The sequence below is a fragment of the Janthinobacterium silvisoli genome (assembly GCF_014200725.1).
In the GTDB taxonomy this organism is placed as follows: Bacteria; Pseudomonadota; Gammaproteobacteria; order Burkholderiales; family Burkholderiaceae_D; genus Janthinobacterium.
Genome location: NZ_JACHCL010000002.1, coordinates 1,063,326 through 1,088,852 on the forward strand (window position 1 = coordinate 1,063,326; position 25,527 = coordinate 1,088,852).

A 25,527-nucleotide genomic window follows, 5' to 3' on the forward strand; every position below is an offset into this window, starting at 1 on the left:
GAGCTTCTCTTATTTGTTCTGGCGGAGAGGGTGGGATTCGAACCCACGGTACGATTTAACGTACGCTTGATTTCGAGTCAAGTACATTCGACCACTCTGCCACCTCTCCAATTGCTGCGGTCTTTTCTCACATCGCTGCGAGAAGGCAAGATTATAGCAGCCTGCACAGAAAAGAAAAGGACTATTTTATATCCTCTTATACTGCTTTCAGATGCGTCAAACCACCCATGTACGGGCGCAGCACTGGCGGGATCTCTACGCTGCCGTCGGCTTGCTGGTAGTTTTCCAGGATCGCTACCAGGGTGCGGCCGACTGCCAGGCCGGAGCCGTTCAGGGTGTGGGCCAGTTCCGGCTTGCCGGCGGCGTTGCGGAAGCGTGCTTGCATGCGGCGGGCCTGGAAGGCTTCGCAGTTCGACAGCGAGGAAATTTCGCGGTAAGTGTTTTGCGCTGGCAGCCACACTTCCAGGTCGAAGGTCTTGGCAGCCGTAAAGCCCATGTCGCCCGTGCACAAGGACATCACGCGGTATGGCAGGCCCAGACGCTGCAGAATGACTTCGGCATGGCCGACCATTTCTTCCAGCACCGCATACGACGTGTCCGGATGCACCACTTGCACCATCTCGACCTTGTCGAATTGATGCTGGCGGATCATGCCGCGCGTATCACGGCCGTAGCTGCCCGCTTCCGAGCGGAAGCATGGCGTATGGGCAGTCATTTTCAGTGGCAGCTGGTCCAGCGCCAGGATTTCTTCGCGGGCGATGTTGGTCAGCGTCACTTCCGACGTCGGGATCAGGTAGAAGGTTTCGCCCTCGCCTTCCGCGCCGCCTTTTTTCACCGAGAACAGATCGGCTTCAAATTTCGGCAGCTGGCCCGTGCCGCGCAGTGAATCGGCGTTGACCATGTACGGCGTGTAGCATTCGGTGTAGCCGTGCTCGTCGGTGTGCGTGTTGAGCATGAATTGCGCCAGCGCGCGATGCAGGCGGGCAATGCCGCCTTTCATGACGGAGAAGCGCGAACCGGTCAGTTTGGTGGCCACTTCGAAATCGAGGCCCAGCGGGGCGCCCACGTCGACGTGATCCTTGACTTCGAAATCGAAGCTGCGTGGCGTGCCGACCTTGCGCACTTCCACGTTGCCAGACTCATCCGTGCCCACTGGCGCCGATTCGTGCGGCAGGTTCGGTACGGCCATGATGAAATCGCTCAGCTTGGCTTGCACCACGGTCAATGCCGCTTCATCGGCTTTCAGCTCATCACCCAGGCCGGCCACTTGCGCCATTACGGCCGAAGTATCTTCGCCCTTGCCTTTCAACATGCCAATTTGCTTGGACAGCGCATTGCGCTTGCCCTGCAGTTCTTCGGTGCGGGTCTGGATCGCCTTGCGTTCTGCTTCGAGGGCGTTGAAACCGTCTACATCGAGCTGGAATTTACGCGTCGCCAGACGGGCGGCAACGGTGGCGATGTCTTTACGGAGAAGTTGAATATCTATCATGGGTGGGTGTCGGTGCCGGTGTATCGAAAACACCATTGTACCAAGACACGACCACATGTTTTAGGAGTTTTGCGCCTGGCCAACCATCGTCATGGTCGCGGCGTAGTGGCACTCCAGCGGGTCTTGCTGTACAAACTATCAGATCAAGGCAGCTTTTTCAGCGGCGCTCAGACGGCGGGCGCTGACAGTCACGACTGGCATTTGAGCATTGTCGGCCTTGGCGATCACCGCCGACGTTGCACTCACTTCCAAAGTATTAGCATGGGCAGTGACATAGCTGGCGCCGATGGCGATCACAGCGGCGGCGACGAAGGCGATTTCGATATTTTTCAGTGCGTTCATGATGTGGCTCCGTTTAGTTGGTGTTGTTTTGCGTCATTAAGTGCTGCTGGTATGGTGGTACTTTAGCCAGCGCACAGGCACAACACCACCGGATTGCGACCAGCAGCAAAAAAATGGGATCGAACGGTAAAAATGGGCCACTGGAAGGAGAATAGCCATGGCGACGCACAGAACCGTACCCATGACAATTGCCGTATCTGTCATTATTGACGGCAAACACTTAAGCTATGGCTGTCTGCCTCGCTCTCACCACACTGCCACCACACAAAGGAATACATGATTCAAGACTCACTGCGCCAAGCACCATTGCGCGTCCTCGTCACAGGCGCCGCCGGCATCATTGGCAGCGCTTTCTGGAACAGCCGGCACGAAGAATTCTCCTTGCGCCTGGCCGACTTGCATACGGACCAGCTGGCGCAAGCGCCTTGCCCATCGATACGGCTCGATGTCAGCGACCATGCAGCCTGCCTGGCCGCCTGCGCAGACATCGACGTGGTGCTGCACCTGGCCGGCATTCCCCACGCCAGCGCCGATTTCGACACGCAGCTGCTGCAGCCCAATATTATTGGCACGCACAATATTTTCCACGCGGCGCAGGCGCAAGGCGTGAAACGGGTGGTGTTTGCCAGCAGCGCGCAAGCGATCGAAGGTTATCCGCTGGATGTGCAGATCCATGAAAACATGCCGGCGCGTCCGGCCAATATGTATGGCGCCAGCAAGGCGTTTGGCGAAGGCGTGGCATCGGCGTTTGCGCACCAGTATGGCATGACGACGATAGCCGTACGCATCGCCAACGTGGCCCGCTTTGAGCAAGGTCAACAGCACAGCGCGCGCGATATTGCCGCTTTTATCAGCGAACGCGACGTGGTGCACTTGCTGGCTCGTTGCGTGGCAGCCGATGTAGCGCCCGGCTACCACGTCGTGCATGGCGTATCGGACAACCGCTACAAACGGCTGTCGATCGCGGCCACGCGCCAGCTAGTGGGTTACGCACCGCAAGATGATGGTTTTAGCTTGCTGGGCTTGTAGCCTCAGCCTTTCCCGGCTTTCCGGTCCAGCTCGCGCAACCAGGCCAGCTTGTCGGCGATCTTGCTTTCCAGCCCCCTAGGCACGGGCTGGTACCAGCCTGGTTCCGGCATGCCGTCCGGGAAGTAAGTTTCACCTGCCGCATACGCGTCAGGCTCGTCATGCGCGTAGCGGTAGGCATGGCCGTAACCAAGCTCCTTCATCAGCTTGGTCGGAGCATTGCGCAGGTGCACCGGCACTTCCTTGGACTTGTCTTTCTTGACGAACGCCATGGCCGTATTAAAAGCGTTGTAGCCGGCATTGCTTTTCGCCGCGATCGCCAGGTAGATCACGGCTTGGCCCAAGGCCAGCTCGCCTTCCGGAGAACCCAGGCGTTCATAGGTTTCGGCCGCGTCATTGGCCATAGTCAGGGCGCGCGGGTCGGCCAGGCCGATATCTTCCCAGGCCATGCGCACGATGCGGCGCGACAAGTAGCGAGGATCGGCGCCGCCATCGATCATACGGCAAAACCAGTACAGGGCCGCGTCCGGGTTCGAGCCGCGCACGGATTTATGCAGGGCCGAGATCTGATCATAGAAATTGTCGCCGCCCTTGTCGAAGCGGCGCGAGTTCAGGGTCAGCGCATTGTCGACGAAGGCCGCATCGATCTGGGTCGTGCCGGTCGAGCTGGCAGCCGTGTCTGCTTGTTCCAGCAAGTTCAGGAAACGCCGTGCATCGCCATCTGCATAACCGATCAGGGTGTCTGCAGCCGCCTCGTCAAAGTGCAGATGCTGCAAGGCCGTGCTTTGCGCCTTGGCCAGCAACTGTTTCATCTCCTCTTCGTTGAGCGACTTGAGCACATATACTTGCGCGCGCGACAGCAAAGCCGAATTCACTTCAAAGCTGGGGTTTTCCGTGGTGGCGCCGATAAACGTCACCAGGCCCGATTCCACGAAGGGCAGCAAGGCGTCTTGCTGCGACTTGTTGAAGCGGTGGATTTCATCGACAAACAACAAAGTGTGCTTGCCGAACTGATCCAGGCTATGGCGGGCCTGGTCCATGGCCGCGCGGATATCTTTCACGCCGGCAAACACGGCCGACAGGGCAATGAATTCGCTATCGAAGGCATTCGCCATCAATCGCGCCAGAGTGGTCTTGCCCACGCCGGGCGGACCCCACAGGATCATGGAATGGGCCTTGCCCGCCTCGAACGCCAGGCGCAGCGGCTTGCCTGCGCCCAGCAAATGCGTCTGGCCGATGACTTCGGTCAGGGTTTTCGGCCGCAAGGCTTCGGCCAGAGGCTGGCGTGGTTCGGTGGAAAAGAGATCCGCCATCATAGTTACCGGGTAAGAAAACAAAGGCCCCGCACAGTGCGAGGCCGGTAAAAAACAGGTGTGAAAGGATCAGTTATTGATCACATCAGCACCCTTGGGCACGACGAATTTGAAATGATCGGCGGGCAAGTTCGGATTTTTCTGGAAATTCTTGAACGCCAATACCGAGGTCTGGCCAAACGAATCGCGCAACTCCATCGCTTCGGGCATGCCATTGCGCAAGCCGATGCTGATTTCATCAAAGGTCGTGTCCTTGGTTTTCGGCGTCGCCTTCAACCACTCCAGGCCATCGCGCGTGCCTGCTTCGGCCAGGGTGAAATTTTTTTCCAGGTCATTGCTGCCAAACAAGATGGCGGCCGGCGAAGAACCGAGCGCGTCGCCCAGTTTCTTGATCGTCACCTGGCTCAAATCCTTGTCGTAGATATACAGCTGCGTGCCATCGGCTTGCAGCAACTGTTCGTACGGTTTGGTGTACATCCAGATGAACTTGCCTGGACGGGCGAATTCAAACGTGCCGCTGGCTGGTGTAGATACCTTCGTCTTCGCGTCGGCTTTCTTGACCTGGTGCTGGGTGAACTCGCCCTTGGCCGACTTGGTGCCGGCGGCAAAGGCCTTGAATTGTTCAAGCGCACTGGCCGAAGCACTGGCCGCGAACAGCAGGCTGGCCGCGCCGATGATGATTTTTGCTGCAAAAGTCGTATTCTTCATTCTTCTTATCCTTCTTGTTGACACTTATTCTGCACTGGCCGCTGGCACCAGGATTTCCCGGTTACCATTCGACTGCATGGTCGATACGACACCACTCTGCTCCATCTGCTCCAGCAGACGGGCGGCGCGGTTGTAGCCGATGCGCAAATGACGCTGCACCAGCGAAATCGAGGCGCGGCGGTTTTTCAGCACTACCGCCACCGCCTGGTCGTACAGGGCATCGGCCTCGCCGCCGCCCTCGCCCGGCACGCCGCCGCCTTCACCACCCTCGCCTTCCAGGGTGCCGCCTTCGAGGATGCCCTCGATGTAATTCGGTTCGCCCTGCAACTTCAAATGGCTGACTACGCGATGCACTTCATCGTCGGATACAAAGGCGCCATGCACACGCATCGGCAAGCCGGTTCCTGGCGGCATGTACAGCATATCGCCCATGCCCAGCAGGGTTTCCGCACCCATCTGATCCAGAATCGTGCGCGAATCGATCTTCGACGAGACCTGGAACGCGATACGCGTAGGAATGTTCGCCTTGATCAAGCCCGTAATCACGTCTACAGATGGGCGCTGCGTGGCCAGAATCAAGTGCAAACCGGCGGCGCGGGCCTTTTGGGCGATACGCGCGATCAATTCTTCAACTTTTTTACCGACCACCATCATCAGGTCGGCCAATTCGTCGATAATGATGACGATGGTCGGCAGTTTTTCCAGCGGTTCCGGCGAATCCGGCGTCAGGCTGAACGGGTTCGGGATATGCTCTTCACGCTTGGCCGCCTCGGCGATTTTTGCGTTATAGCCGGCCAGGTTACGCACGCCCAGCTTACTCATCAGCTTGTAGCGCTTTTCCATCTCGTTTACGGCCCAGTTCAGCGCGTGGCCGGCCTGGCGCATATCGGTCACCACCGGCGCCAGCAAGTGCGGAATGCCTTCATAGACCGACATCTCCAGCATCTTCGGATCGATCAGTATCAAGCGCACATCGTTCGGGTCAGATTTATATAGCAGCGACAAAATGGTGGCGTTGATACCCACCGACTTACCGGAACCGGTCGTACCAGCCACCAGCAAGTGCGGCATCTTGGCCAGGTCGGCCACCACTGGCTTGCCGGCAATATCCTTGCCCAAGGCAATCGTCAGGCTCGATACGCCATCGTTATAGACCTTGGAGCCGAGGATTTCCGTCAGGCGCACGATCTGGCGCTTGGCGTTTGGCAATTCCAGCGCCATGTAATTCTTGCCTGGTATGGTTTCCACCACGCGGATAGAGGTCAGCGACAAGGAACGGGCCAGGTCGCGCGCCAGGCCCACGATCTGGCTGCCCTTGACGCCCGTGGCCGGTTCGATTTCATAGCGCGTGACCACCGGGCCGGGGTAAGCTGCCACTACCTTGGCATCCACGCCAAAGTCAGACAATTTCTTTTCAATCAGGCGGCTGGTAAATTCCAGCGTTTCTACGGACACGGTTTCCACTACCGGCGGCGCTTCATCGAGCAAGGACAAAGGCGGCAGCTTGCCATCGCCCAGGTTTTCAAACAGGGTCGCCTGGCGTTCTTTTTCCACCCGCTCCGATTTGACCACGGTCACCACTTGCGGTTCGATCTTGACCGGTGGCGCAGCCACGTGTTTTTCCACGTGCTTGGCCCGTTCGATCACCACCGCCTCGTCACGGCGCACGGCCGCCACTTCGCCATGGCGGCGGTCTTCGCGGTCCTGGTAGCGCAGTATGAACCAGTTGATGCCATCTTCGATGGCGCCGCCGATGCGTTCGGCCACTTGCAACCAGGAAACGTGAAAGAACAGGCTGAAACCCAGGGCGAACAGCAGCAACAGCAGCAAGGTCGCGCCCGTAAAGCCAAAACCTTCATACGAGGCATGGCCGATCAATTGGCCCAGCACCCCGCCCTGCTGGCGCGGCAGTTGTATATGCAGGTTTTTCGCCATGCGCAGCCATTCCAGACCCATGCTGCCGATCAGCATGATGGTAAAGCCGACGATGCGTATCAGCATCTCGACATGATGCTCGCGCTCGGGCTCATCGTCCTGTTCCAGCAAGAAGCGCGTGCTCAGGCGGCGATAGCCATGCCAGACCGTGCGCAGCAGCCAGACGCACCACCACCAGGCGGAAAAACCGAAGATATATAGCAGCAGGTCAGACAGGTTCGCGCCCAGGCGGCCGCCCAGGTTGGCTACCTTGCCCGCCGAGGTGGCGTGCGACCAGCCAGGGTCGAGCTTGTTGAAGCTGGCCAGTATCAGCACGAAGTAGAGGGCAAAGGCGGCCAGGGCGAACCAGCGCGCCTCGGACAACAGCCGCACCAGCCGGTTCGGCAAGGGCCGGCGTTCGACCGGTTTACGGGTGTAGCTATTCTGGGTGGCCTGGGCTGGTTTAGTCATTCTGGGAAGCGCTGCAAGGTGATAAATGTTTCTGAAAGGGAATTTCCCATAATAAGGAAGTATTCTAAGCCATATATGACAAGGAAGGCCCCACGATTCGTCGCTAGTGGCGGCTTGGTCTATAATCTCTGATCCATGCATAGCTTGCGCAAGCGCAATACTCATCTTGTTCTTGGCGCGTATGCCCCCAACTCAGATACATCTCACTTATTAAGAAGCCTCATTATGACGACGACCAAACACGCCCGCGTATTGATCCTTGGCTCCGGCCCTGCCGGCTACAGCGCTGCCGTGTATGCAGCCCGCGCCAACCTGAACCCGATGCTGGTGACCGGCGTGGAACAAGGCGGCCAGCTGATGACCACCACCGACGTGGAAAACTGGCCAGGCGACCCGATGGGCGTGCAAGGCCCGGAACTGATGCAGCGCTTGCTGCAGCACGCGGAACGCTTCAATACCGAAATCGTGTTCGACCACATCCACACGACATTCCTGAATGAAAAGCCGATCCGCCTGAAAGGCGACAGCCATGAATACACTTGCGACACGCTGATTATCGCCACCGGCGCCTCTGCGCAATACCTGGGCCTGCCATCGGAAGCCGAGTTCATGGGCAAGGGCGTGTCTGCCTGCGCCACTTGCGATGGTTTCTTCTACCGCAACCAGGAAGTAGCCGTGGTCGGCGGCGGCAATACGGCCGTCGAAGAAGCGCTGTACCTGTCGAACATCGCCAATAAAGTCACGCTGATCCACCGCCGCGACAAGTTCCGCGCCGAAGCCATCCTGATCGACCGCCTGAACGCCAAGGTTGCCGAAGGCAAGATCGTATTGAAATACAACCACACCCTGGACGAAGTGACAGGCAACGAAGGCGGCGTGACGGGCTTGAACATCAAGTCCACCATCGACGGCAGCGTTGAAGCCTTGAACGTGCACGGCGTGTTCATCGCCATCGGCCACAAGCCAAACACAGGCATCTTTGAAGGCCAGCTGGACATGCACAACGGCTACATCAAAACCAAAACCGGCCTGGAAGGCATGGCTACCGCCACCAGCGTACCGGGCGTATTTGCTGCCGGCGACGTGCAAGACCATATCTACCGCCAGGCCATCACCAGCGCCGGTACGGGTTGCATGGCAGCACTGGACGCCCAGCGCTACCTGGAAGGCCAGGAGTAATGACCGCATGGCGTCGATGAAAGACTTTGCCGACCTGAAAGCCGTGAGCAAGCAGCTCAAGGAACAGGCCGAAGCGCGCGCGGTGGCTGAAGCCGAGCGGACCAAGCGAGTGCAGGTTCAGGCCGTGGAAAGCAATCTGTTCAAGGCCAGCATCGGCGGCGTCAAGCGCTTGCCGGAATCTGACCGCTACGTGCCCAGCCTGCCCAAGGCGGGCGCCATTGCACAGCAGCAACCGGCGCGCAAGCTGACCCAGGCAGAAGATGATGCAGCGGTGCTGCGCGAATCGCTGTCGGACCTGTTCGAAGTCGACCATTACCTGGAAAACGATCCCGCGCTCAATTATGCGGCGCCCGGCGTTGGCCCTGACGTGGTGAAAAAGATGCGCAAGGGCCATTGGCCCATCCAGGATGAAATCGACCTGCATGGCTTGCGCCGCGATGAAGCGCGTGACGGCATCGGCGCTTTTCTGGCGGCAGCCACGCGGCGCAAGCTGCGCTGCGTGCGCGTGATCCACGGCAAGGGTTTCGGCTCGAAAGGCCAGGAACCGGTATTGAAATCGATGGTGCATAGCTGGCTGGTGCAAAAGCCGGAAGTGATCGCCTTTTGCCAGGCACGCCGCTCCGAAGGGGGCGATGGCGCACTGGTGGTCTTGCTCGCGTCTGCCCTGCAGCCGGTGCGTTAAATACCAGGCAAGCGTTCCTACAGGAATTTGTCATAGAAATTTGTCACACCGCCGCGGCCCCGTTTGTCACTATTCGGGGCCGTGTCATGTTAACCTGTGGCTATTATTTATTGCTCAAACTCTTGCTCAAACGCCACTCCCATGATGCCACCCCAATTACCGCCTGGTTCGCTGATCAAGCTGATCGAGATCATCGCTATCCTGGTGGGCGCCTTTTCCGGTTTTATCGAGGCGCGGCGCAAACGCATGGACTTGGTGGGCGTATTCGTGGTGGCTTTCATTACGGCATTCGGCGGCGGTACGCTGCGCGACATCCTGCTCGACAAGCGCCCCCTGTTCTGGGTCGCGCACCAGGAATATGCCATTCTCATCTTCGTACTGGCCCTGACGGCCGCGCCGCTGATCCAGCACTTGCGCCAGATCGTCTCGGAACGGCTGATCGTGATTGCCGACGCGATTGGCCTGGGCATGTTTGCGATTGCCGGCGTGGCCGAAGCGATACGCGCCGGCATGCCGATCTTTATTGCCTCGATGATGGGGGTGATTACAGGGATTTTCGGTGGGGTGATGCGCGACATCGTGTGCAACGAAGTGCCGATGGTGTTTCGGGACGGCAAACCGTACGCGATCTGCGCCTTCATCGGCTGCTGGGCCTATCTGCTGCAAAAGCATTTCGGCGTGGCCCACGATACCGCCTTGTGGACCAGCGCAGGCGGCATCACCATCATGCGCCTGGTCAGCTGGAAGTTTGACATGCGGCTGCGCTGAGCGCAGCCTTCTGCTTCTGATAGTGCCTGCCAGAAGCGTCGCGAGCGGCAGTGAGGCTCGGCGCCCCCTTGTGGCTAAGAAGCGCAACCGTGCTTGAGCACGGTGAGCATCGCAGGCCGCAAAGCGCGACGCGTAGTAGCTTATGGCCGGTGCTAAACTGCGTCTGGGCCTGTTTCACCCGTGCGGATACGGATCACCTGCTCCACATTGCGCACGAAAATCTTGCCATCGCCAATCTTGCCCGTGCGGGCCGCCTTGATGATGGCGTCCACCACCTGTTCCGACACGCCATCGTCAACCACCACTTCCACTTTGACTTTCGGCAGGAAGTCGACCACGTACTCGGCGCCACGGTACAGCTCGGTGTGGCCTTTCTGGCGGCCAAAACCCTTCACTTCCGTCACGGTCAGGCCCGTCACGTTCACATCGGCCAGGGCCTCGCGTACTTCGTCGAGCTTGAATGGTTTGATGATGGCGGTAATCTGTTTCATGGCTACTCCTTAAAATTGATTGCTTGTTTGACAGATAGTTAGTGATTATTCGTAAAACCGTGACGTAATCGGGTAACGCCAGTCGCGGCCAAAACCACGGTGCGTGACGCGGATGCCCACCGGCGACTGGCGCCGCTTGTATTCGTTAATCTTGATCAAACGCGTGATTTTCGCGACATCGGCTGCCGGGAAGCCAGCTTCGATGATTTCGGCGATGGGCCGGTTTTCTTCCATGTACAGTTGCATGATGCCGTCCAGTATCTCGTACGGCGGCAAGGAATCCTGGTCCAGCTGGTCGGCGCGCAATTCAGCCGAAGGCCCGCGCGTCAGGATACGCTCCGGTATCACGTCCGATACGCTGTTGCGGTATGCACACAGGCGGTACACCAGCGTCTTGGCGATATCCTTGATCACTGCAAAGCCGCCCGCCATGTCGCCATACAGGGTGCAATAACCAACCGCCATCTCGCTCTTGTTGCCGGTCGTCAGCACGATACTGCCATGCTTGTTCGACAAGGCCATCAGCAAGGTGCCGCGTATGCGTGCCTGGATATTTTCTTCCGTCGCATCTTCTGCCAGGCCCGCGAACTCGGTCGCCAGGGTGGCACGGAAGGCATCAAAAGTTTGCTTGATTGGAATTTCATCGTAGCGCACATTGAGCCGTTTTACCATGTCGCGCGAATCGATCCACGAAATATCGGCTGTAAATTGCGAAGGCATCATCACGGCGCGCACCTTGTCGGCACCCAGCGCATCGACGGCAATCGCCAGGGTCAAGGCGGAATCGACGCCGCCCGACATGCCGATCAACACGCCCGGGAAGCCATTCTTGCCTATATAGTCGCGCACGCCCAGCACCAGCGCCTGGTAAACCTGGGCTTCCAGCGGCAATGGCGCGGCCAGCGCTTGCGGCACGGGCGTGGCGCCATCGAATTCGACGACCTGCAAGTCTTCCTCGAAATGGCGCAGCTGCGCGCAAATCGTGCCGGCCGCATCCATGACGAAGGAATCGCCATCGAAAATCAGTTCATCCTGGCCACCAACCAGGTTGGCATACACCAGCGCCATACCTTGCGCGCTGACATTCTGGCGCATGGTTTCATAGCGCAGATGCTGCTTGTTCATATGATACGGCGAACCATTCGGCACCAGCAGCACTTGCGCACCAGCCGCGCGGGCGCGCATGGGCGCGTGTCCAAACCAGGTGTCTTCGCAGATATTGATGCCAAAACGCACGCCCTTGACGGCAAACACGAAGGCCTGGTCGGACGAGGTGAAATAACGCTTTTCATCGAACACGGTGGTATTCGGCAAATCGTGCTTGCGGTAAGTGCCCAGCACTTCGCCATTGAGCAGCACGGAGGCGGCGTTATGGCGCACGCCATTTTCATCTTGCAGCGGCAAGCCCACCACCACGTGCAAATCCTTGAACTGGGCCAGGTCGGCAGCGAGCTCGGCAAACGTCTGACGCGTTTTTGCGTAGAATGCATTGCGCAGCAATAAATCCTCGGGCGGATAGCCGACCAGCGACAGTTCCGGCGTCAGCACGATATCGGCGCCAGCTGCATGGGCGCGGCGGGAAAGGTCGAAGATCTTGGCGCGGTTGCCGGCCAGATCGCCGACCGTACTATTCATTTGAGCAATTGCGACTTTGACTGTCATGATGATGGATATTTCGTTCTATTTAACAAAGACGGGGCCAAGTTTAGCCCCGGGGTGCGCAGGCCGACGCCGGCGACCCGAAAAGTGATGAATGCAAGCACAAAAATGAATTATCGCACGGGTATCGTCTCTTCTCTGGCTGAAATTGGGGAAGCGGCCTGGTCCGAACTGCTGGCACGGCAGTCCGAACCCAATCCTTTCCTGTCGTATGCGTTTTTACACGCGCTGCACGAATCAGGCTGCGCCAGTGCAGACACTGGCTGGCAGCCGAATTATCTGGTGCTGTGGCAAGGCGACACCTTGGCCGCCGCCCTGCCCCTGTACCTGAAAATGCATTCCTACGGCGAATATGTGTTCGATTGGGCCTGGGCAGATGCTTACCAGCAACATGGCCTGGAATATTATCCGAAACTGTTATCGGCGATACCGTTTACGCCCGTCAGCGGCAACCGTTTGCTGGCGCGCGATGGTGAAGCGCGCGTGGCTTTGCTGGCTTTTTTGCAGGCACAGCAGCAGGCGGCGGAAGTATCGTCCAGCCATATCCTGTTTCCACCGGAACAGGAAGCAGAACAACTGGCAGAGGCTGGCTTTCTGCTGCGCAGCGGCGTGCAGTTTCACTGGCTAAACAAGGGCTACGCCAATTTCGAGCAATTCCTGTCTACCCTGGAACACAAGAAACGCAAGAATATCCGCGCCGAACGGCGCAAGGTGGCCGAGGCTGGCGTCACGCTGCGCCGGGTGCGCGGTCTGGACGCCACACTGGCGGACTGGAAGCTGTTCCACCGCTGCTACAGCAATACCTATGCCGAGCACCGCTCCTCTCCCTATCTGAGCCTGGATTTCTTCCAGCGCATCGGCGCCAGCATGCCGGAAAACATCTTGCTGGTGATCGCAGAACGCGAGGGCCGCGCGATTGCCGCCTCGCTGGTGATACACACCAGCGACACTTTATATGGCCGCTACTGGGGTGCGCTGGAACATGTGCCTTGCCTGCATTTCGAAACGGCCTATTACCAGCCGCTGGAATTTTGCATCGCGGAAGGCATCGCCACCTTCGAAGGCGGCGCCCAGGGCGAACACAAGATGGCGCGCGGCTTCTTGCCGCAAAAAACCTGGTCGGCCCACTGGCTGGCCCACCCCGCCTTCGCCGATGCAGTGCAGCGTTTCCTCGAGCGCGAACGCGGTGGCATCGACGCTTATCTCGATGAATTGAACGAGCACAGCCCGTTTCGCGGCAGCGCACAATAACACTGCCGGTTTGATAAGAAGGGCGGCTGTGTTAAGCTGAAAAAAGATATGTCTTTCGCATGTCTTTCGAAAACACAGACTCACTCTTCGCTCAACTTTTTCTTTGGTGGTGTAATTGCAAGTACTTAATTTAACCGGCGGCCGTGCGGCGCGTCACGGGAGCCTGGCATGACGGGCGTGATCAGCTGGTGGGAAGCCGCCCTGCTGGGACTGCTGCAAGGGATTACCGAATTCCTTCCCGTCTCTTCCAGCGCGCACTTGCGCATCCTAGGCCCTTTCTTGCCATCCGGCACCGACCCTGGCGCGGCCTTCACCGCCATCACGCAGATCGGCACCGAACTGGCCGTGCTGATTTATTTTCGTAAGGATATTTTGCGCATCGCCCTGGCCTGGTTTGCCGCCCTGCCCGGCACGGGCGCCAGCGCCGCTGCCAAGGCTAATCCCGATGCCCGTCTGGGCTGGCTGGTAATTATCGGCTCCTTGCCGATCGCCATCCTGGGCCTGGTCTTCCAGCACGCCATCGAAACCTATCTGCGCAATCTGTACCTGACGGCCACCATGCTGATCGTCTTCGGCCTGATCCTGGGCGCGGCTGACCGCTATGGCAAACATGCGCTGCCGTTGTCGCGCATGCGCTGGCGCGATGGCATCATCTTTGGCTTCGCCCAGGCGATGGCGCTGATCCCTGGTGTATCGCGTTCGGGCGGCACCATCACGGCAGGCCTGATGATGGGTTACACGCGCGAAGCGGCGGCCCGTTATTCCTTCCTGCTGGCCATCCCGGCAGTGGTCGCTTCCGGCTTTTACCAGCTCTACAAGAGCTGGGGCGTGGCTGGCCCTGTGGCGGCCGGCCCAACCGCGCTGGCCACCGTCATCGCCTTCTTTGTCGGCTACGGCGTGATCATGGTATTCCTGCGCATCGTCAGCAGCCGCGGCTACTGGCCTTTCGTGGCCTACCGCGTGGTGCTGGGTTTCGTCGTGATCGCCTTGCTGAATATGGGTATCATTTCAGCGCATTGATTGACGCCCAGACATAAAAAAGCGCCCCCAGCCATGACGGCTGGGGGCGCTTTTTATTGGGCGCTTGCTACTTAGGATGCCGACTTTTCAGCATCTTTCTTGTAGGAAGCAACGCCGTTCAGGATTTCCGCTTTCGCTTCTTCCGGACCATACCAGCCGTCGATCTTGACCCATTTACCTTTTTCCAGGTCTTTGTAGTGCTCGAAGAAGTGCTGGATCTGGCGCAAGCGCAGTTCATTCAGATCTTCCGGCTTTTGCCAGTGGCTGTAGATCGACAACACTTTGTCGACTGGCACGGCCAGCACTTTTGCGTCTTCGCCCGACTCATCGGTCATTTTCAGCACGCCGATAGGACGGCAGCGCACCACCACGCCCGGGATCAGCGGGAATGGGGTGATAACCAGCACGTCGACCGGGTCGCCGTCGTCGGACAGGGTGTTTGGTACATAGCCGTAGTTGCACGGATAGTGCATGGCGGTGCCCATGAAGCGGTCAACGAAGATCGCGCCCGATTCCTTGTCGACTTCATACTTGATCGGATCGGCGTTCATCGGGATTTCAATGACGACGTTGAAATCGTTCGGCAAGTCGCGGCCGGAAGAGACGTTATTCAAACTCATGGGGTTTCCTCATTGTGCGGATTGTATTGTAACGGCGTAATTATAGAGAACTCGGCCCGGCTTGTGCGCCGCAGCACATAAAAAAGAGTCCGCTTTCTTGTCAAAAGCGAACTCTTTTTTTATTTGGCGACTGGTTCTTTAGAGAATTGTTGCCAAGGCGCACTGCCGATAATGCGTGGCAGCCTGTTCGGTCTGCTGCAAGGCGTCATGCATCTGCGCCAGCTTCAGATGCGCATCGCGCACCATATGCGGATCGTTGGCGTCCGACAAAGCTTGCTCCAGGTGGCGCTGGGCCTTGCCCCACAGTTTTTGACGCAGGCACAAGGCACCCAGGGTCAGGGCCAGTTCTGCATCGAGCGGACGCTGTTTCAGCCACTGTTCGCAATGCTCGATCTGCAGCAGCAAGGCGGCCGAGCCAGCAGGCGCGGCCGCTTCGCGGTAGGCGCGCACCACGCGCTCATCCCAGTCGGCAGCCAGCGATTCTTCGCAGACCAGGCGCGCTTCATCGTGCAAGCCACGCGTATTCAAGGCGGTGGCGGCGCGGCAGGCGATGAACGGTTTGACGCGGTCGGTGGTGGGCACGGTGGACCAGACGCGCATCAGCGACTCGGCGTCGTGCGTGGGGTCGGACAGCAAATGGTCATAAGACAATTCACGCAAACGCGACGACAGCGCCGGATGCAGGGCGCGGTGCTTGTCGAGCGAGCGCACCAGGCGCAGCACTTCCGGCCAGTTCTTCGCTTGCTGCTCAGCCTTCAGCGACCATTGCAGCGCGTGGATATGGCGCGTGCCGCTGGCATTCAATTCGCGCACGGCGGCCAGCGCAGCTTCCGGCTGATGATCGTCGACCAGCAATTCGGTCACCGTCATCAAGCGTGCTGTTTTCAGGCTGTTGTCGCCTTCGACGCGAGCCAGCCAGCTGTCGCGGCGTTCGGACTGGCGCATGCGGTGCGCGGCGCGTGCGCCGATCAGCGCAGCCAGGCCAGCGTTTTCATCGAGTTCGGCAGCCCGCAGCGCGGCTTTTTCAGCATGGCCGAAACGGCCTTCGAACAGGGCTTTCAAGGCTTCGCGCAAGCCCTTGTTGCTGTCGCGCTCACGCTTGCGGTAGCGGTAAGCGGCCACTTGCGCCGGCATGCGCACGGTGGCGCGCACGGCGCGCACCAGCAGATACAGCAAGACGAACAGCAATACTTGCAGCAGCACAAAGAAATTGAGCGACAGGTCTACCCGGTACGGTGGATAAAACAGCACCACGTTGCCGGGATTAAAACGGGCCGTCACGGCGATACCGATCGCCGCGGCCATCAGGGCGAGTAGCCAGAGAAATAAACGCATGACTTAGGACTTCGCTTTGTAGTTGCGCACAGCGGTCAGGCTGTCGGACAAGGTCGGCATATCGATGGCCAGATTGCTCGCCTGCACCTGGCGCAGCAAACCTTGCGCTGTTTGCGTGGCCTTGGCGCGCGTATCGAAATACTTGGCCAGCGCATCCTGGGCCGCGATCAAGTCGCTTCTGAAAGCGGTTTCATTGCGCGACAACAAGGCCATGCGGGCGTTCAGCAGGCGCAGCTTGACGTTTTCACGCAGGAAATACGCTTCCGACGGCGACAGCATCAGCGCGTCCGGCGTATCGACGCGGCGGATGCGGATCAGCTGGCGCACATCGTTCCACATGTCGCCGCTCCAGGTATTCCAGCCATCGCGCACCGATTGCAGCAGCGGTTCCGGCGCCGGAGGACCGACCAGCTTACCGGCAGCATTTTTCACTGTTTTGCCCTTGCCCGCTTTTTCCGGCGCGGCCGGCAAGGCCGGCTTTTCGTCGGAGAGCATCGGCAAGGCGTCGATCTGGGCGATCACGGCGTCCAGGCGTAGCGCCACGCCGGTCGAATCGACGCTAGGCAAGGCCTTGAGTTTTTCCATGTCGCGGCCAATTGCGCGGCGGATGGTAATGAATTGTGGCTTGTCCGAACGCGACAGGCTGCGGTCGGCATTTTGCAGCGCGATCAGCGCGCCGGGCACGTTGCCGGCCAGTTGCAGCTGCTGGCTGGCGGTCGACAGCACTTGTTCGATCTCGGTCAGCGCCCACTCGTCGCGGTTCTTCGACAAGTCGTTATACAGTTGCTCCAAGGCCAGTTGCTGGCTTTGCGTTTCGCTCTGGCGGTTTTCCAGCGCTCCCACCTTGATCTGCAACTCTTTCGTGCCCTCTTGCACGGTGCGCGCCAGCACGCCGGTTTCGGCATTGCTGACATCGCCTTTTTGCAGGCGCTTGGCCACTTCTTCGCGCAGATTATGGATCTTGTTGCTGGACGACCAGCTTTGTGCAGCCAGCAGCACGGCCAGGACAATCAAGGCGATGCTGGTGGGCTTTTGCAATTGTTCGACCAGCGTGGGACCACCCTGCTTGGACGGACCAGCAGCAGCTTGCTCGGCTGCCTGCGGCGTCGTCTTCACGGCGCTCTCTGGCGTTGGATTCGGTTCGGAGTGAGTAGGCATTTCGTTCATGGTCGTGATTGTAACGCGGCGAGCACACCTGCGTCGCCAGATCCTGTCAAGGTGACGTGGGCAAACCCTAGCCCGGCCGCCGTTTGTGCAATGCGGGCGTGTGGCACGATCAGATGCTGCTGTTGCATTCTCACAACAATACCATCATTCCCTGCTTGTTGGCGCAATACATCGAGCAGTTGCAGCAAACCGCGCAACGCTTCCGAACTGGTAATGATCCAGTCATGATGATGCTGTAACAGCTGTTCCAGGGTCGCTTGCAAGGCCGGCGTCAACGCCGGCACGGCGCGCCGGTAAGCGGTAATAAAGTGCACCTCAGCACCCGCTGCACGCAAGCCATCGGCCAGAAAATCGCGGCCGCCGTCGCCACGCACGATCAGCACGCGCTTGCCGCGCAAGGCTGGCAAATCCAGCGCCAGCAGCAAATGTTCGGAATCGCTGCGCGTCGCGTCTGCCGGACTGGTGATGCTGGCATTGGCATCCGTGACACCATGCGCGGCCAGCGCCAACCGGCTGCCCTCGCCCACCACGGCAATCGGCAAGCCCGCCGGCCAGGCTGGCAATTGCGCAAACACGCAATCGATGGCGTTCGGTGACACAAACGTCACCAGATCATAATCAGACAGCGATGCCAGGGTGGCCGCCATTTGGGCCTTTTCTTCCAGGCCTGTGAGCGCATGGATTTCCAGCAAGGGCAGCAAGGTCACGGGCAAACCCAGTGCCGCCACCTGCGCGGCCAGCGGCCCCGATTGCGCGGCGGGCCGCGTAATCACCACGCTGTCGATCATGCGATCAGGCATGCGGCGCGAGTCCTTCGTGGTTGTCTGGCGTGACGGCGCAAGAGGCCAGGATGCCAGCCGCATCTTGCTGGCGCAGCAATTGTGCTGCCTGCTCGCCCAAGGCTTCGGGGTCGCTGGCGGCGCCGCTCACCTCGGCACTGGCCATGCGCTGGCCATCCGGCGTGGCGACCATGGCGCGCAAATGCATCTGCTCGCCGTTGATCGTGGCGTAGGCGGCCAGCGGAATCTGGCAGCTACCGCCAAAAATGCGCGACACCTTGCGTTCAGCCAGCGACACCTGGGCCGTGGCAACGTCGTTCAGCGGCGCCAGCAAACGCTGCAGGTCGACGCCGTCATGCCGCTCGCCCATGATTTCAATCGCCAGGGTGCCCTGACCGGCGGCTGGCAAGCTCAGCTCTGGCGACAGCACGCTGCGGATGCGGGCAGCCAGGCCCAGGCGGTTCAGGCCGGCGGCGGCCAGGATGATGGCGGCATAATCGCCACGGTCCAGCTTGCCCAAACGCGTATCGAGGTTGCCGCGCAGGGGCAAAATGGTCAGGTGCGGATAACGGGCCGCAATCAGGGCCTGGCGGCGCAGGCTGCTGGTGCCGACCACGGCGCCATGCGGCAACTCGTCCAGGCTGGCGTAATCGTTGGAAATAAAAGCATCGCGCGGGTCTTCGCGCTCCAGGATCGCCGCCAGGCTATAACCCTCGGGCAAGTCCATCGGCAAATCTTTCAGGCAATGCACGGCCAGGTCGGCGCGGCCATCGGCCATCGCCACTTCCAGCTCCTTGACGAACAAGCCCTTGCCGCCTACCTTGGACAGGGCGCGGTCCAGGATCTGGTCACCACGGGTGGTCATGCCGAGAATTTCGACGCTACACTGTGGATATAATGCAGACAGACGGTCGCGCACATGTTCAGCCTGCCACATGGCAAGACGGCTCTCGCGTGAGGCGATTACCAGCCGGGAAGGAATATTCGGGGTCAATTCGGATGCTTTCAAAACAAGTTCTTTCGCTGTCGTTGTTGTACCGCAAAGCGCAGCACGGGCCCATGCATGGTCAACTCATGGTCAACTCATTGTCAGTTATCTGGCCGATGGCCGCGCGCCTGCCGTCGCTGTATCGCTGCTACCCATGCTGCAGGCCACAAATTTTATCATGCGGCCCCCTCCCCGAATGGCTAAACGCCCTGGCAGTTGCCATTCCCTTGCTTTCACACACAGTTTTCTTCACTAACTTTGGTCCCTATTTATGTCCAACGACGCACATGCACCAGAAATAGTTCCCGTGAGCAGTCCCGACAAGGACGCGCCACTGAAAGAAGATATCCGCCTGCTGGGCCGCCTGCTGGGCGACGTGCTGCGCGAACAGGAAGGCGACGCCGTCTTCGAGGTAGTCGAAACCATACGCCAGACTTCCGTGCGCTTCCGGCGTGAAGCCGACGCCAGCGCAGCACTGGAACTCGATGGCATGCTCAAGGCGCTGAGCCGCGAGCAAACCATTTCCGTGGTGCGCGCTTTTTCCTATTTTTCGCACCTGGCCAATATTGCCGAAGACCAGCACCGCATTCGCCGCCGGCGCGCCCATCTGCTGGCCGGCTCCATGGCGCAAAAAGGCAGCGTCAGCTTTGCCCTGAAAAAATTGCGTTTGGCCGGCGTGCCGCGCGCCGCCGTCGATACTTTCTTCAAGGATGCCCTGATCGCGCCCGTGCTGACGGCCCACCCGACCGAAGTGCAGCGCAAGAGCATCCTCGACGCCGAGCACGATATCGCCCGCCTGCTGGCCGAACGCGACTTGCCGCTGACGCCAAAAGAACGCCAGGCCAAGCTGCAGCTGCTGCGTTCACGCGTGGCGACTTTATGGCAAACGCGCATGCTGCGCTATTCCAAGCTGACGGTGGCCGATGAAATTGAAAATGCCCTGTCGTATTACCGCATCACCTTTTTACGCGAACTGCCTGGCCTCTACGATGACATCGAGGATGACATCGCCAGCGAATATCCAAATGGCGACGGCACCATCACCCCCATAAAGAGCGCCTACGTGCAGATGGGCAGCTGGATAGGCGGCGACCGCGACGGCAACCCGAACGTCAACGCGGGCACCATGCAGCACGCGCTGGCCCGCCACGCCACCACCATCCTCGATTTTTACCTCGATGAAATCCATACCCTGGGCGCCGAGCTATCCGTATCGACCCTGATGACGGGCGTCAGCACCGAATTGCAAGCGCTGGCCGACCAGTCGCCCGACGCGTCGCCGCACCGCAGCGACGAACCGTACCGGCGCGCCCTGATCGGCGTGTACGCGCGCCTGGCCGCCACCGCCCGCGCCCTGGGCGCGACCAATATCCTGCGCAAGGAAGTCGGGCCGGCCGCGCCCTACCCGGACGCGCCCGCGTTTGCGGCCGACCTGCAAATCATTATCGACTCACTGGAAGCGCACCACGGCAAGGCGCTGGTGCGCCCGCGCCTGGCCACTCTGGCGCGGGCGGCCGATATCTTCGGCTTCCACCTGGCCTCGCTGGACATGCGGCAAACCTCGGACGTGCACGAACGCGTGCTCGCTGACCTGTTCGCCCAGAGCGGCGTGGAAGCGGACTATGCAGCGCTGCCCGAAGAAGAGCGCGAGGCGCTGCTGCTGCATGAACTGGCACAGCCGCGTTTGCTGTATTCGCCGTTTATCACTTACCGCGACGAAACCAATTCGGAACTGGCGATCCTGCGCGCGGCAGGCGATATCCGCCGGCGCTACGGCGAGCGGGCGATCCGCAACTACATCATTTCGCACACGGAAACCGTGTCCGACTTGCTGGAAGTGTTGCTGCTGCAAAAAGAAACCGGCTTACTGCGCACGGACTGGAGCAACGGTGGCGACGGCGACAGCACGTGTGAATTGATGGTGATCCCCCTGTTTGAAACCATCCCCGACCTGCAGCGCGCGTCTGGCATCATGGGCCGCGCCATGGCCTTGCCGCTGATCAAACAACTGATCGCCAAACAAGGGCAGCTGCAGGAAGTCATGCTCGGTTATTCCGATTCCAACAAGGATGGCGGTTTCCTGACCTCGAACTGGGAGTTATACAAGGCGGAACTGGCGCTGGTGGCGGATTTCCAAAAAGCCGACGTCAAGCTGCGTTTGTTCCATGGCCGGGGCGGCACGGTGGGCCGCGGCGGCGGCCCCAGCTATGAAGCGATCCTGGCCCAGCCGCCGGGCACCGTCAACGGCCAGATCCGGCTGACGGAGCAGGGCGAAATCATCGCCTCGAAGTTTTCCAATGCGGAAATCGGCCGGCGCAACCTGGAATTGCTGGTGGCCGCTACCCTGGAAGCGAGCCTGGCACCACAGGCAGCCAATCCGGCCGCGACCAGCCAGCTGGACCGCTTTGAAACCGTCATGGCGGAATTGTCAGACCTGGCTTACCACGCCTACCGCCACCTGGTGTATGAAACGCCGGGTTTCACCGAGTATTTCTTTGCCGCCACGCCGATCGCGGAAATTGCTGAGCTCAACCTCGGTTCGCGGCCCGCCTCGCGCAAGGCCAACCAGCGCATCGAAGACTTGCGCGCCATTCCCTGGGGCTTTTCCTGGGGCCAGTGCCGTTTGCTGCTGCCGGGCTGGTTCGGTTTCGGCAGCGCCATCGATGCGTGGATTAACAGTCCTGGCGGCAGCAAAGATGAAAAAATCGCCACCCTGCGCGCCATGTATGCCGAATGGCCATTCTTCGCCACCCTGCTGTCGAACATGGATATGGTGCTGGCCAAGACCGACCTGGCGATCGCCTCGCGCTATGCGGAACTGGTAGCGGACAAGGATTTGCGCGAACGCATCTACAAGCGCATCACGGACGAGCACGGCAATACCTTGCAGTGCCTGGAACTGATCACCGGCAACACGGAGCGGCTGGCCGGCAATCCGCTGCTGGCCCGTTCCATCCAGAACCGCTTCGCTTATCTCGACCCGCTGAACCACTTGCAGGTGGAATTGATCAAGCGCAACCGCGCCTTGTCGAGCGAAAACAAGATCGACGAACGCGTGCACCGCGGCATCCAGTTGTCGATCAATGGCGTGGCGGCCGGCTTGCGCAACACCGGCTGACAAACTGAGGCACCACGCGGGACAACATGACAGGGCTGGCGCAGGGGCGCCAGCCTTTTTTCATATCCGTTTTCTATTGAAAAAATATTCTCAATAAGGCAACAATTTGGCGCTACACTAGGCGTTCCACCGCCTCCAGCGCCCAAAAACTGCGCACAAAGGCCAACCAGGACGCCAGGGACGCGCATGAGCAAATGGTCGATTGAAACGCTGAGTGCGGCTTGCGCCGCCCTGCTTCTGATCTTGCTGAGCTGGCTCGCCGGCATCGCCTGGCACCGCTTCCACCCCTGGCAGCAGATGGGCCTGGCCCTGCTGCTGGCATTACTCGCCACTGCCAGCATCTGGATGATGCGCAAGCTGCGCGCCCATCATGCCGCCACCCGCCAGCAGCTCGACCCCAGCGTGCTGCGCTACCGGGACCTGGCCGAAACGGCGCAAGACGGCATGTGGCGCACCGATCCGCTTGGCATCATCCTCGACATCAACGAGCGCATGAGCGATATGCTGGGCATCCCCGTGGAGCAATTACTGGGCCAGAACGCCAGCAACTTCCACGATGAAGCCACGCGGCGGCGTTTGTGCCCGCTATGGCGTGAAGCCGGGCAAAGCTGCATGGGGGAACTGCATTACCTGCACACGGATGGGACGGAACGTTGGGCCATGGTCAGCGGGCGACGCTTGTACGACCAGCATGGCGTGCTGACGGGGTCCCTGATGCTGGCCAATGATATCAGTGCACGCAAGCGTGCCGAGCAGGCATTGGAGCAAGCCCATGCGGAGCTGGAAAGCCGCGTGGCCCTGCGCACGGCCCAATTGCAGGACGCCAATTCCCGCCTGTCCGCCGAAGTCGCCATGCATGCGCGCACGGAAACGGCGCTGGCGTTCAGTGAAGAACGCATGCAGGACATCATCTCGATGATGCCGCTGTCGCTGTTCCTGAAAGGAGCGGACTCGGGCCTGCTGATGATGAACCATGCCTGCGAACAGCAATGGGGCGTGCGCTTTGAGCAGGTGGCCGGAGAACGTATCTGGCAGCATTTTCCCGCTGAACAAAATGCGGGGTTCAGGGCGGGCGACCAGGAAGCGTTCGCCAGCCGGCGCCTGGTGATCCTTGAAGAACTGGTATGGAATGCCCAGTTGCAAGAGAACCGCCTGGTGCAAACGCACAAGAAACCCGTCTTCGATGCGGACGGCTTGCCGCAGATGATCATCGCCATGGCGATCGACATTACCGACAGCAAGCGCAACGAGGAAAACCTGCGCCAATCACTGGCGCAGCTGCGCGAACTGTCCGACCACCAGCAAACCATCAAGGAAGAGGAACGGCGCCGCATCGCGCTCGACATTCATGACGACCTGGGCCAAAACCTGATGGCGCTGCGCATCGATGTCTCGCTGCTGCACGCGCGCACCGCCACCACCCATCCGCGCCTGCACCGCCATGCCCAGCGCGTGCTCGACACCATCGACACCACCATCCGTTCCGTGCGCACCATCATCAATGACTTGCACCCGAGCACCCTGGAACTAGGCCTGGCGCCTGCCATCGAATGGCTGCTGCGGCAGATGGAGGCGCGCGGGCCCATCCGCTACCGGCTGGCGGTCGATAGCGAGGCGCCCGACCTGGGCCTGAACCAGCGCCAGACCTCGGCCATCTTCCGCGTGCTGCAGGAATCGCTGTCGAACATCGTGCGCCATGCGCAAGCGAGCGAAGTGGAAGTGGTGCTGGCGCAGGAAGCCGGGCATATCGCGCTGCGCATCAGCGACAACGGCGTCGGCATGCGGCCCGGTGACCATGGCAAGCGCTGCGCCTTCGGCCTGAAAAGCATACGCGAACGGGTGCAGGCCATGGGTGGCGAGATGCAGATCGACAGCCAGCCGGGTCAGGGCACGGCACTGGCGATCCGTGTGCCGCTGGCCGCCGCCAGCCAGGCCTGAGGCTGAAAATCCGGGCCGAAGCCAAACAACAACATTATTTAAAATAGTTACAAAATGTGTATTTTTTTGCACCACAAAAAAGTATAGTAAGTTTTTTCTCTGTGGAAACTACCATGAAGCCACCTGCCTCCCGCCTGTCCGCCACCTTGCTCCTGCTGCTGTTATCTGCGGCCCCTCTGGCCAGCGCCACTATTTACGCCGAACATGGTTTCGGCGAAAAAGACGGCAATGGCAGCATCGCTTCCGACCTGAATCCGGCCGGGCTGGTGGCAGGCATCATCACGGAGGAAGCAGGACGGCGCCGCGCCGTACTGTACCAAAACGGACAGATCCGCGAACTGGGCACCTTGGGGGGCGACGAAGGTTTCACCAAGGCCATCAATTCCCATGGCGTGGTGGTCGGCTCGTCACAGACAGCCAGCGGCGCCTGGCACGCCTTCCGCTATGAGAACGCAAGCGGCATGCGCGACCTGGGCACACTGGGCGGCAACAACAGCTATGCCACAGCCATCACGCAAGATGGCCGGGTGGCCGGTTATGCCGATACCAGCAACGGCGATTACCACGCCTTCGTCACGAAAGCTGACCACAGCCTGCAAGACCTGGGCACGCTAGGCGGCGACAGCAGCTACGCCAGCGGAGTCAACAACCATGGCGTGGTAGTTGGCACGGCGCAGCGCGGCGATGGCTACCGCCGCGCTTTCGTCTACCGTCCCGGCGAGGGCATGCAAGAGATCGGCACCCTGCCTGGCGGGCGCATCAGTTCGGCCACGGCCATCAATGATGCAGGCTTGATCGTCGGCACTTCGGAAACGGCAAAACGCCGCTGGCACGCGTTCGCCTATGACGGCAAGCGCATGATCGACCTGGGCGCCATGATAGGCCAGGGCGACAGCTACGCCACGGCCGTCAATGCGGCTGGCCACATCGTCGGCAGCGTCAGCATCAATGGCTACGAGCCGATGACTTTTGTCTACAAGGAAGGCGTGATGACGGTGCGCCGCCGCGACGACGGCCTGTACCTGACCAACAAGATCACCGACGCCGGCCTGGTGGTGGGCGCCATCTACACCGGCCATAAATTCCAGGCCTTCGCCGTACCGTCGAACGCAGCGCCGGCGCCGCACCGCAGCAACCCGCTCGACTGGCTGCTGATCACCTTCATCATCGGCGCCAGCGGCGTAGTGCTGTATAAGCTGCAGCGCAACCACCGCGTGGGTTTGCTGGGCGAACGTACGCGCTTGCTGTAAGGAACCGCCGGGAGATCCA

21 protein-coding genes and 1 tRNA gene are annotated in these 25,527 nt (G+C 60.1%); 9 read left to right on the top strand and 13 right to left on the bottom strand.

Features of this window, described 5'->3' with window-relative positions; genetic code table 11:
* Positions 1-19: 19 nt before the first annotated feature.
* From HDE75_RS14900 to HDE75_RS14910, 3 genes are all read right to left on the bottom strand, one after another.
* A tRNA-Ser gene (locus tag HDE75_RS14900) sits at positions 20-109 on the bottom strand.
* Positions 110-196: 87 nt separating this feature from the next.
* Complete coding sequence (gene serS, locus HDE75_RS14905) at positions 197-1,489, bottom strand: serine--tRNA ligase (RefSeq protein ID WP_183676944.1); 1,293 nt, start codon at positions 1,487-1,489, stop codon at positions 197-199.
* Between the two features lie 138 nt (positions 1,490-1,627).
* Positions 1,628-1,831 (bottom strand): hypothetical protein, encoded by a 204-nt coding sequence (locus tag HDE75_RS14910; RefSeq protein WP_183676943.1) that lies wholly within the window; start codon positions 1,829-1,831, stop codon positions 1,628-1,630.
* 276 nt (positions 1,832-2,107) lie between these two features.
* On the opposite strand from HDE75_RS14910, the gene HDE75_RS14915 reads away from it, so the two are divergent.
* Complete coding sequence (locus HDE75_RS14915; protein ID WP_183676942.1) at positions 2,108-2,860, top strand: NAD-dependent epimerase/dehydratase family protein; 753 nt, start codon at positions 2,108-2,110, stop codon at positions 2,858-2,860.
* A 2-nt stretch (positions 2,861-2,862) separates the two neighbouring features.
* Here the strand turns inward: HDE75_RS14915 and HDE75_RS14920 are convergent, their stop codons facing one another.
* The 3 genes from HDE75_RS14920 to HDE75_RS14930 all read right to left on the bottom strand — a co-directional run bounded on the left by HDE75_RS14920 (position 2,863) and on the right by HDE75_RS14930 (position 7,263).
* The gene (locus HDE75_RS14920) at positions 2,863-4,170 is read right to left on the bottom strand and encodes a replication-associated recombination protein A (RefSeq protein WP_183676941.1); all 1,308 of its coding nucleotides are present in this window, start codon (positions 4,168-4,170) and stop codon (positions 2,863-2,865) included.
* A gap of 69 nt (positions 4,171-4,239) precedes the next feature.
* Positions 4,240-4,878: an outer membrane lipoprotein chaperone LolA gene (gene lolA, locus HDE75_RS14925; protein ID WP_183676940.1), complete on the bottom strand. Its 639-nt coding sequence runs from the start codon at positions 4,876-4,878 to the stop codon at positions 4,240-4,242.
* 24 nt (positions 4,879-4,902) lie between these two features.
* Positions 4,903-7,263, bottom strand: a complete 2,361-nt coding sequence (locus HDE75_RS14930; RefSeq protein WP_183676939.1) for a DNA translocase FtsK — start codon at positions 7,261-7,263, stop codon at positions 4,903-4,905.
* Between the two features lie 225 nt (positions 7,264-7,488).
* Here HDE75_RS14930 and trxB point away from each other — a divergent pair, with 225 nt between their 5' ends.
* The 3 genes from trxB (at position 7,489) to HDE75_RS14945 (ending at position 9,892) form a co-directional block, all read left to right on the top strand.
* On the top strand, positions 7,489-8,442 hold the full coding sequence (trxB, locus tag HDE75_RS14935; RefSeq protein WP_183676938.1) for a thioredoxin-disulfide reductase: 954 nt from the start codon (positions 7,489-7,491) through the stop codon (positions 8,440-8,442).
* Positions 8,443-8,449: 7 nt separating this feature from the next.
* Complete coding sequence (locus HDE75_RS14940; RefSeq protein WP_183676937.1) at positions 8,450-9,124, top strand: Smr/MutS family protein; 675 nt, start codon at positions 8,450-8,452, stop codon at positions 9,122-9,124.
* 141 nt (positions 9,125-9,265) lie between these two features.
* Complete coding sequence (locus tag HDE75_RS14945) at positions 9,266-9,892, top strand: trimeric intracellular cation channel family protein (RefSeq protein WP_183676936.1); 627 nt, start codon at positions 9,266-9,268, stop codon at positions 9,890-9,892.
* 152 nt (positions 9,893-10,044) lie between these two features.
* On the opposite strand, the gene HDE75_RS14950 is transcribed toward HDE75_RS14945, so the two are convergent.
* Positions 10,045-10,383, bottom strand: a complete 339-nt coding sequence (locus HDE75_RS14950; RefSeq protein WP_183676935.1) for a P-II family nitrogen regulator — start codon at positions 10,381-10,383, stop codon at positions 10,045-10,047.
* Between the two features lie 45 nt (positions 10,384-10,428).
* Entirely contained in the window at positions 10,429-12,045 is a 1,617-nt protein-coding gene (locus HDE75_RS14955) for an NAD+ synthase (protein WP_183676934.1), read from the bottom strand.
* A 105-nt stretch (positions 12,046-12,150) separates the two neighbouring features.
* Here HDE75_RS14955 and HDE75_RS14960 point away from each other — a divergent pair, with 105 nt between their 5' ends.
* Complete coding sequence (locus tag HDE75_RS14960; protein ID WP_183676933.1) at positions 12,151-13,293, top strand: GNAT family N-acetyltransferase; 1,143 nt, start codon at positions 12,151-12,153, stop codon at positions 13,291-13,293.
* A 168-nt stretch (positions 13,294-13,461) separates the two neighbouring features.
* The gene (locus HDE75_RS14965; protein ID WP_183676932.1) at positions 13,462-14,313 is read left to right on the top strand and encodes an undecaprenyl-diphosphate phosphatase; all 852 of its coding nucleotides are present in this window, start codon (positions 13,462-13,464) and stop codon (positions 14,311-14,313) included.
* A 71-nt stretch (positions 14,314-14,384) separates the two neighbouring features.
* On the opposite strand, the gene ppa is transcribed toward HDE75_RS14965, so the two are convergent.
* The 5 genes from ppa to hemC all read right to left on the bottom strand — a co-directional run bounded on the left by ppa (position 14,385) and on the right by hemC (position 19,208).
* Positions 14,385-14,933 carry an inorganic diphosphatase gene (gene ppa, locus HDE75_RS14970; RefSeq protein WP_183676931.1) on the bottom strand — a complete coding sequence of 183 codons (549 nt, stop codon included), beginning with the start codon at positions 14,931-14,933 and terminating at the stop codon, positions 14,385-14,387.
* Positions 14,934-15,071: 138 nt separating this feature from the next.
* Complete coding sequence (locus tag HDE75_RS14975; RefSeq protein WP_183676930.1) at positions 15,072-16,268, bottom strand: heme biosynthesis protein HemY; 1,197 nt, start codon at positions 16,266-16,268, stop codon at positions 15,072-15,074.
* A gap of 3 nt (positions 16,269-16,271) precedes the next feature.
* Positions 16,272-17,435 carry a uroporphyrinogen-III C-methyltransferase gene (locus HDE75_RS14980; protein ID WP_183676929.1) on the bottom strand — a complete coding sequence of 388 codons (1,164 nt, stop codon included), beginning with the start codon at positions 17,433-17,435 and terminating at the stop codon, positions 16,272-16,274.
* Positions 17,432-18,223 carry a uroporphyrinogen-III synthase gene (locus HDE75_RS14985; protein ID WP_183677995.1) on the bottom strand — a complete coding sequence of 264 codons (792 nt, stop codon included), beginning with the start codon at positions 18,221-18,223 and terminating at the stop codon, positions 17,432-17,434. Before HDE75_RS14985 ends, HDE75_RS14980 begins: the two co-directional genes overlap by 4 nt.
* A 4-nt stretch (positions 18,224-18,227) precedes the next feature.
* Entirely contained in the window at positions 18,228-19,208 is a 981-nt protein-coding gene (gene hemC, locus HDE75_RS14990; protein ID WP_183677993.1) for a hydroxymethylbilane synthase, read from the bottom strand.
* 265 nt (positions 19,209-19,473) lie between these two features.
* On the opposite strand from hemC, the gene ppc reads away from it, so the two are divergent.
* The 3 genes from ppc to HDE75_RS15005 all read left to right on the top strand — a co-directional run bounded on the left by ppc (position 19,474) and on the right by HDE75_RS15005 (position 25,508).
* Entirely contained in the window at positions 19,474-22,320 is a 2,847-nt protein-coding gene (ppc, locus tag HDE75_RS14995; RefSeq protein WP_183676928.1) for a phosphoenolpyruvate carboxylase, read from the top strand.
* A 186-nt stretch (positions 22,321-22,506) separates the two neighbouring features.
* Positions 22,507-24,258 carry a PAS domain-containing sensor histidine kinase gene (locus tag HDE75_RS15000; protein ID WP_183676927.1) on the top strand — a complete coding sequence of 584 codons (1,752 nt, stop codon included), beginning with the start codon at positions 22,507-22,509 and terminating at the stop codon, positions 24,256-24,258.
* Between the two features lie 113 nt (positions 24,259-24,371).
* A complete protein-coding gene (locus HDE75_RS15005) occupies positions 24,372-25,508 on the top strand; it encodes an HAF repeat-containing protein (protein WP_183676926.1) in 1,137 nt (378 codons plus the stop codon).
* The last annotated feature ends 19 nt before the right edge of the window (positions 25,509-25,527 follow it).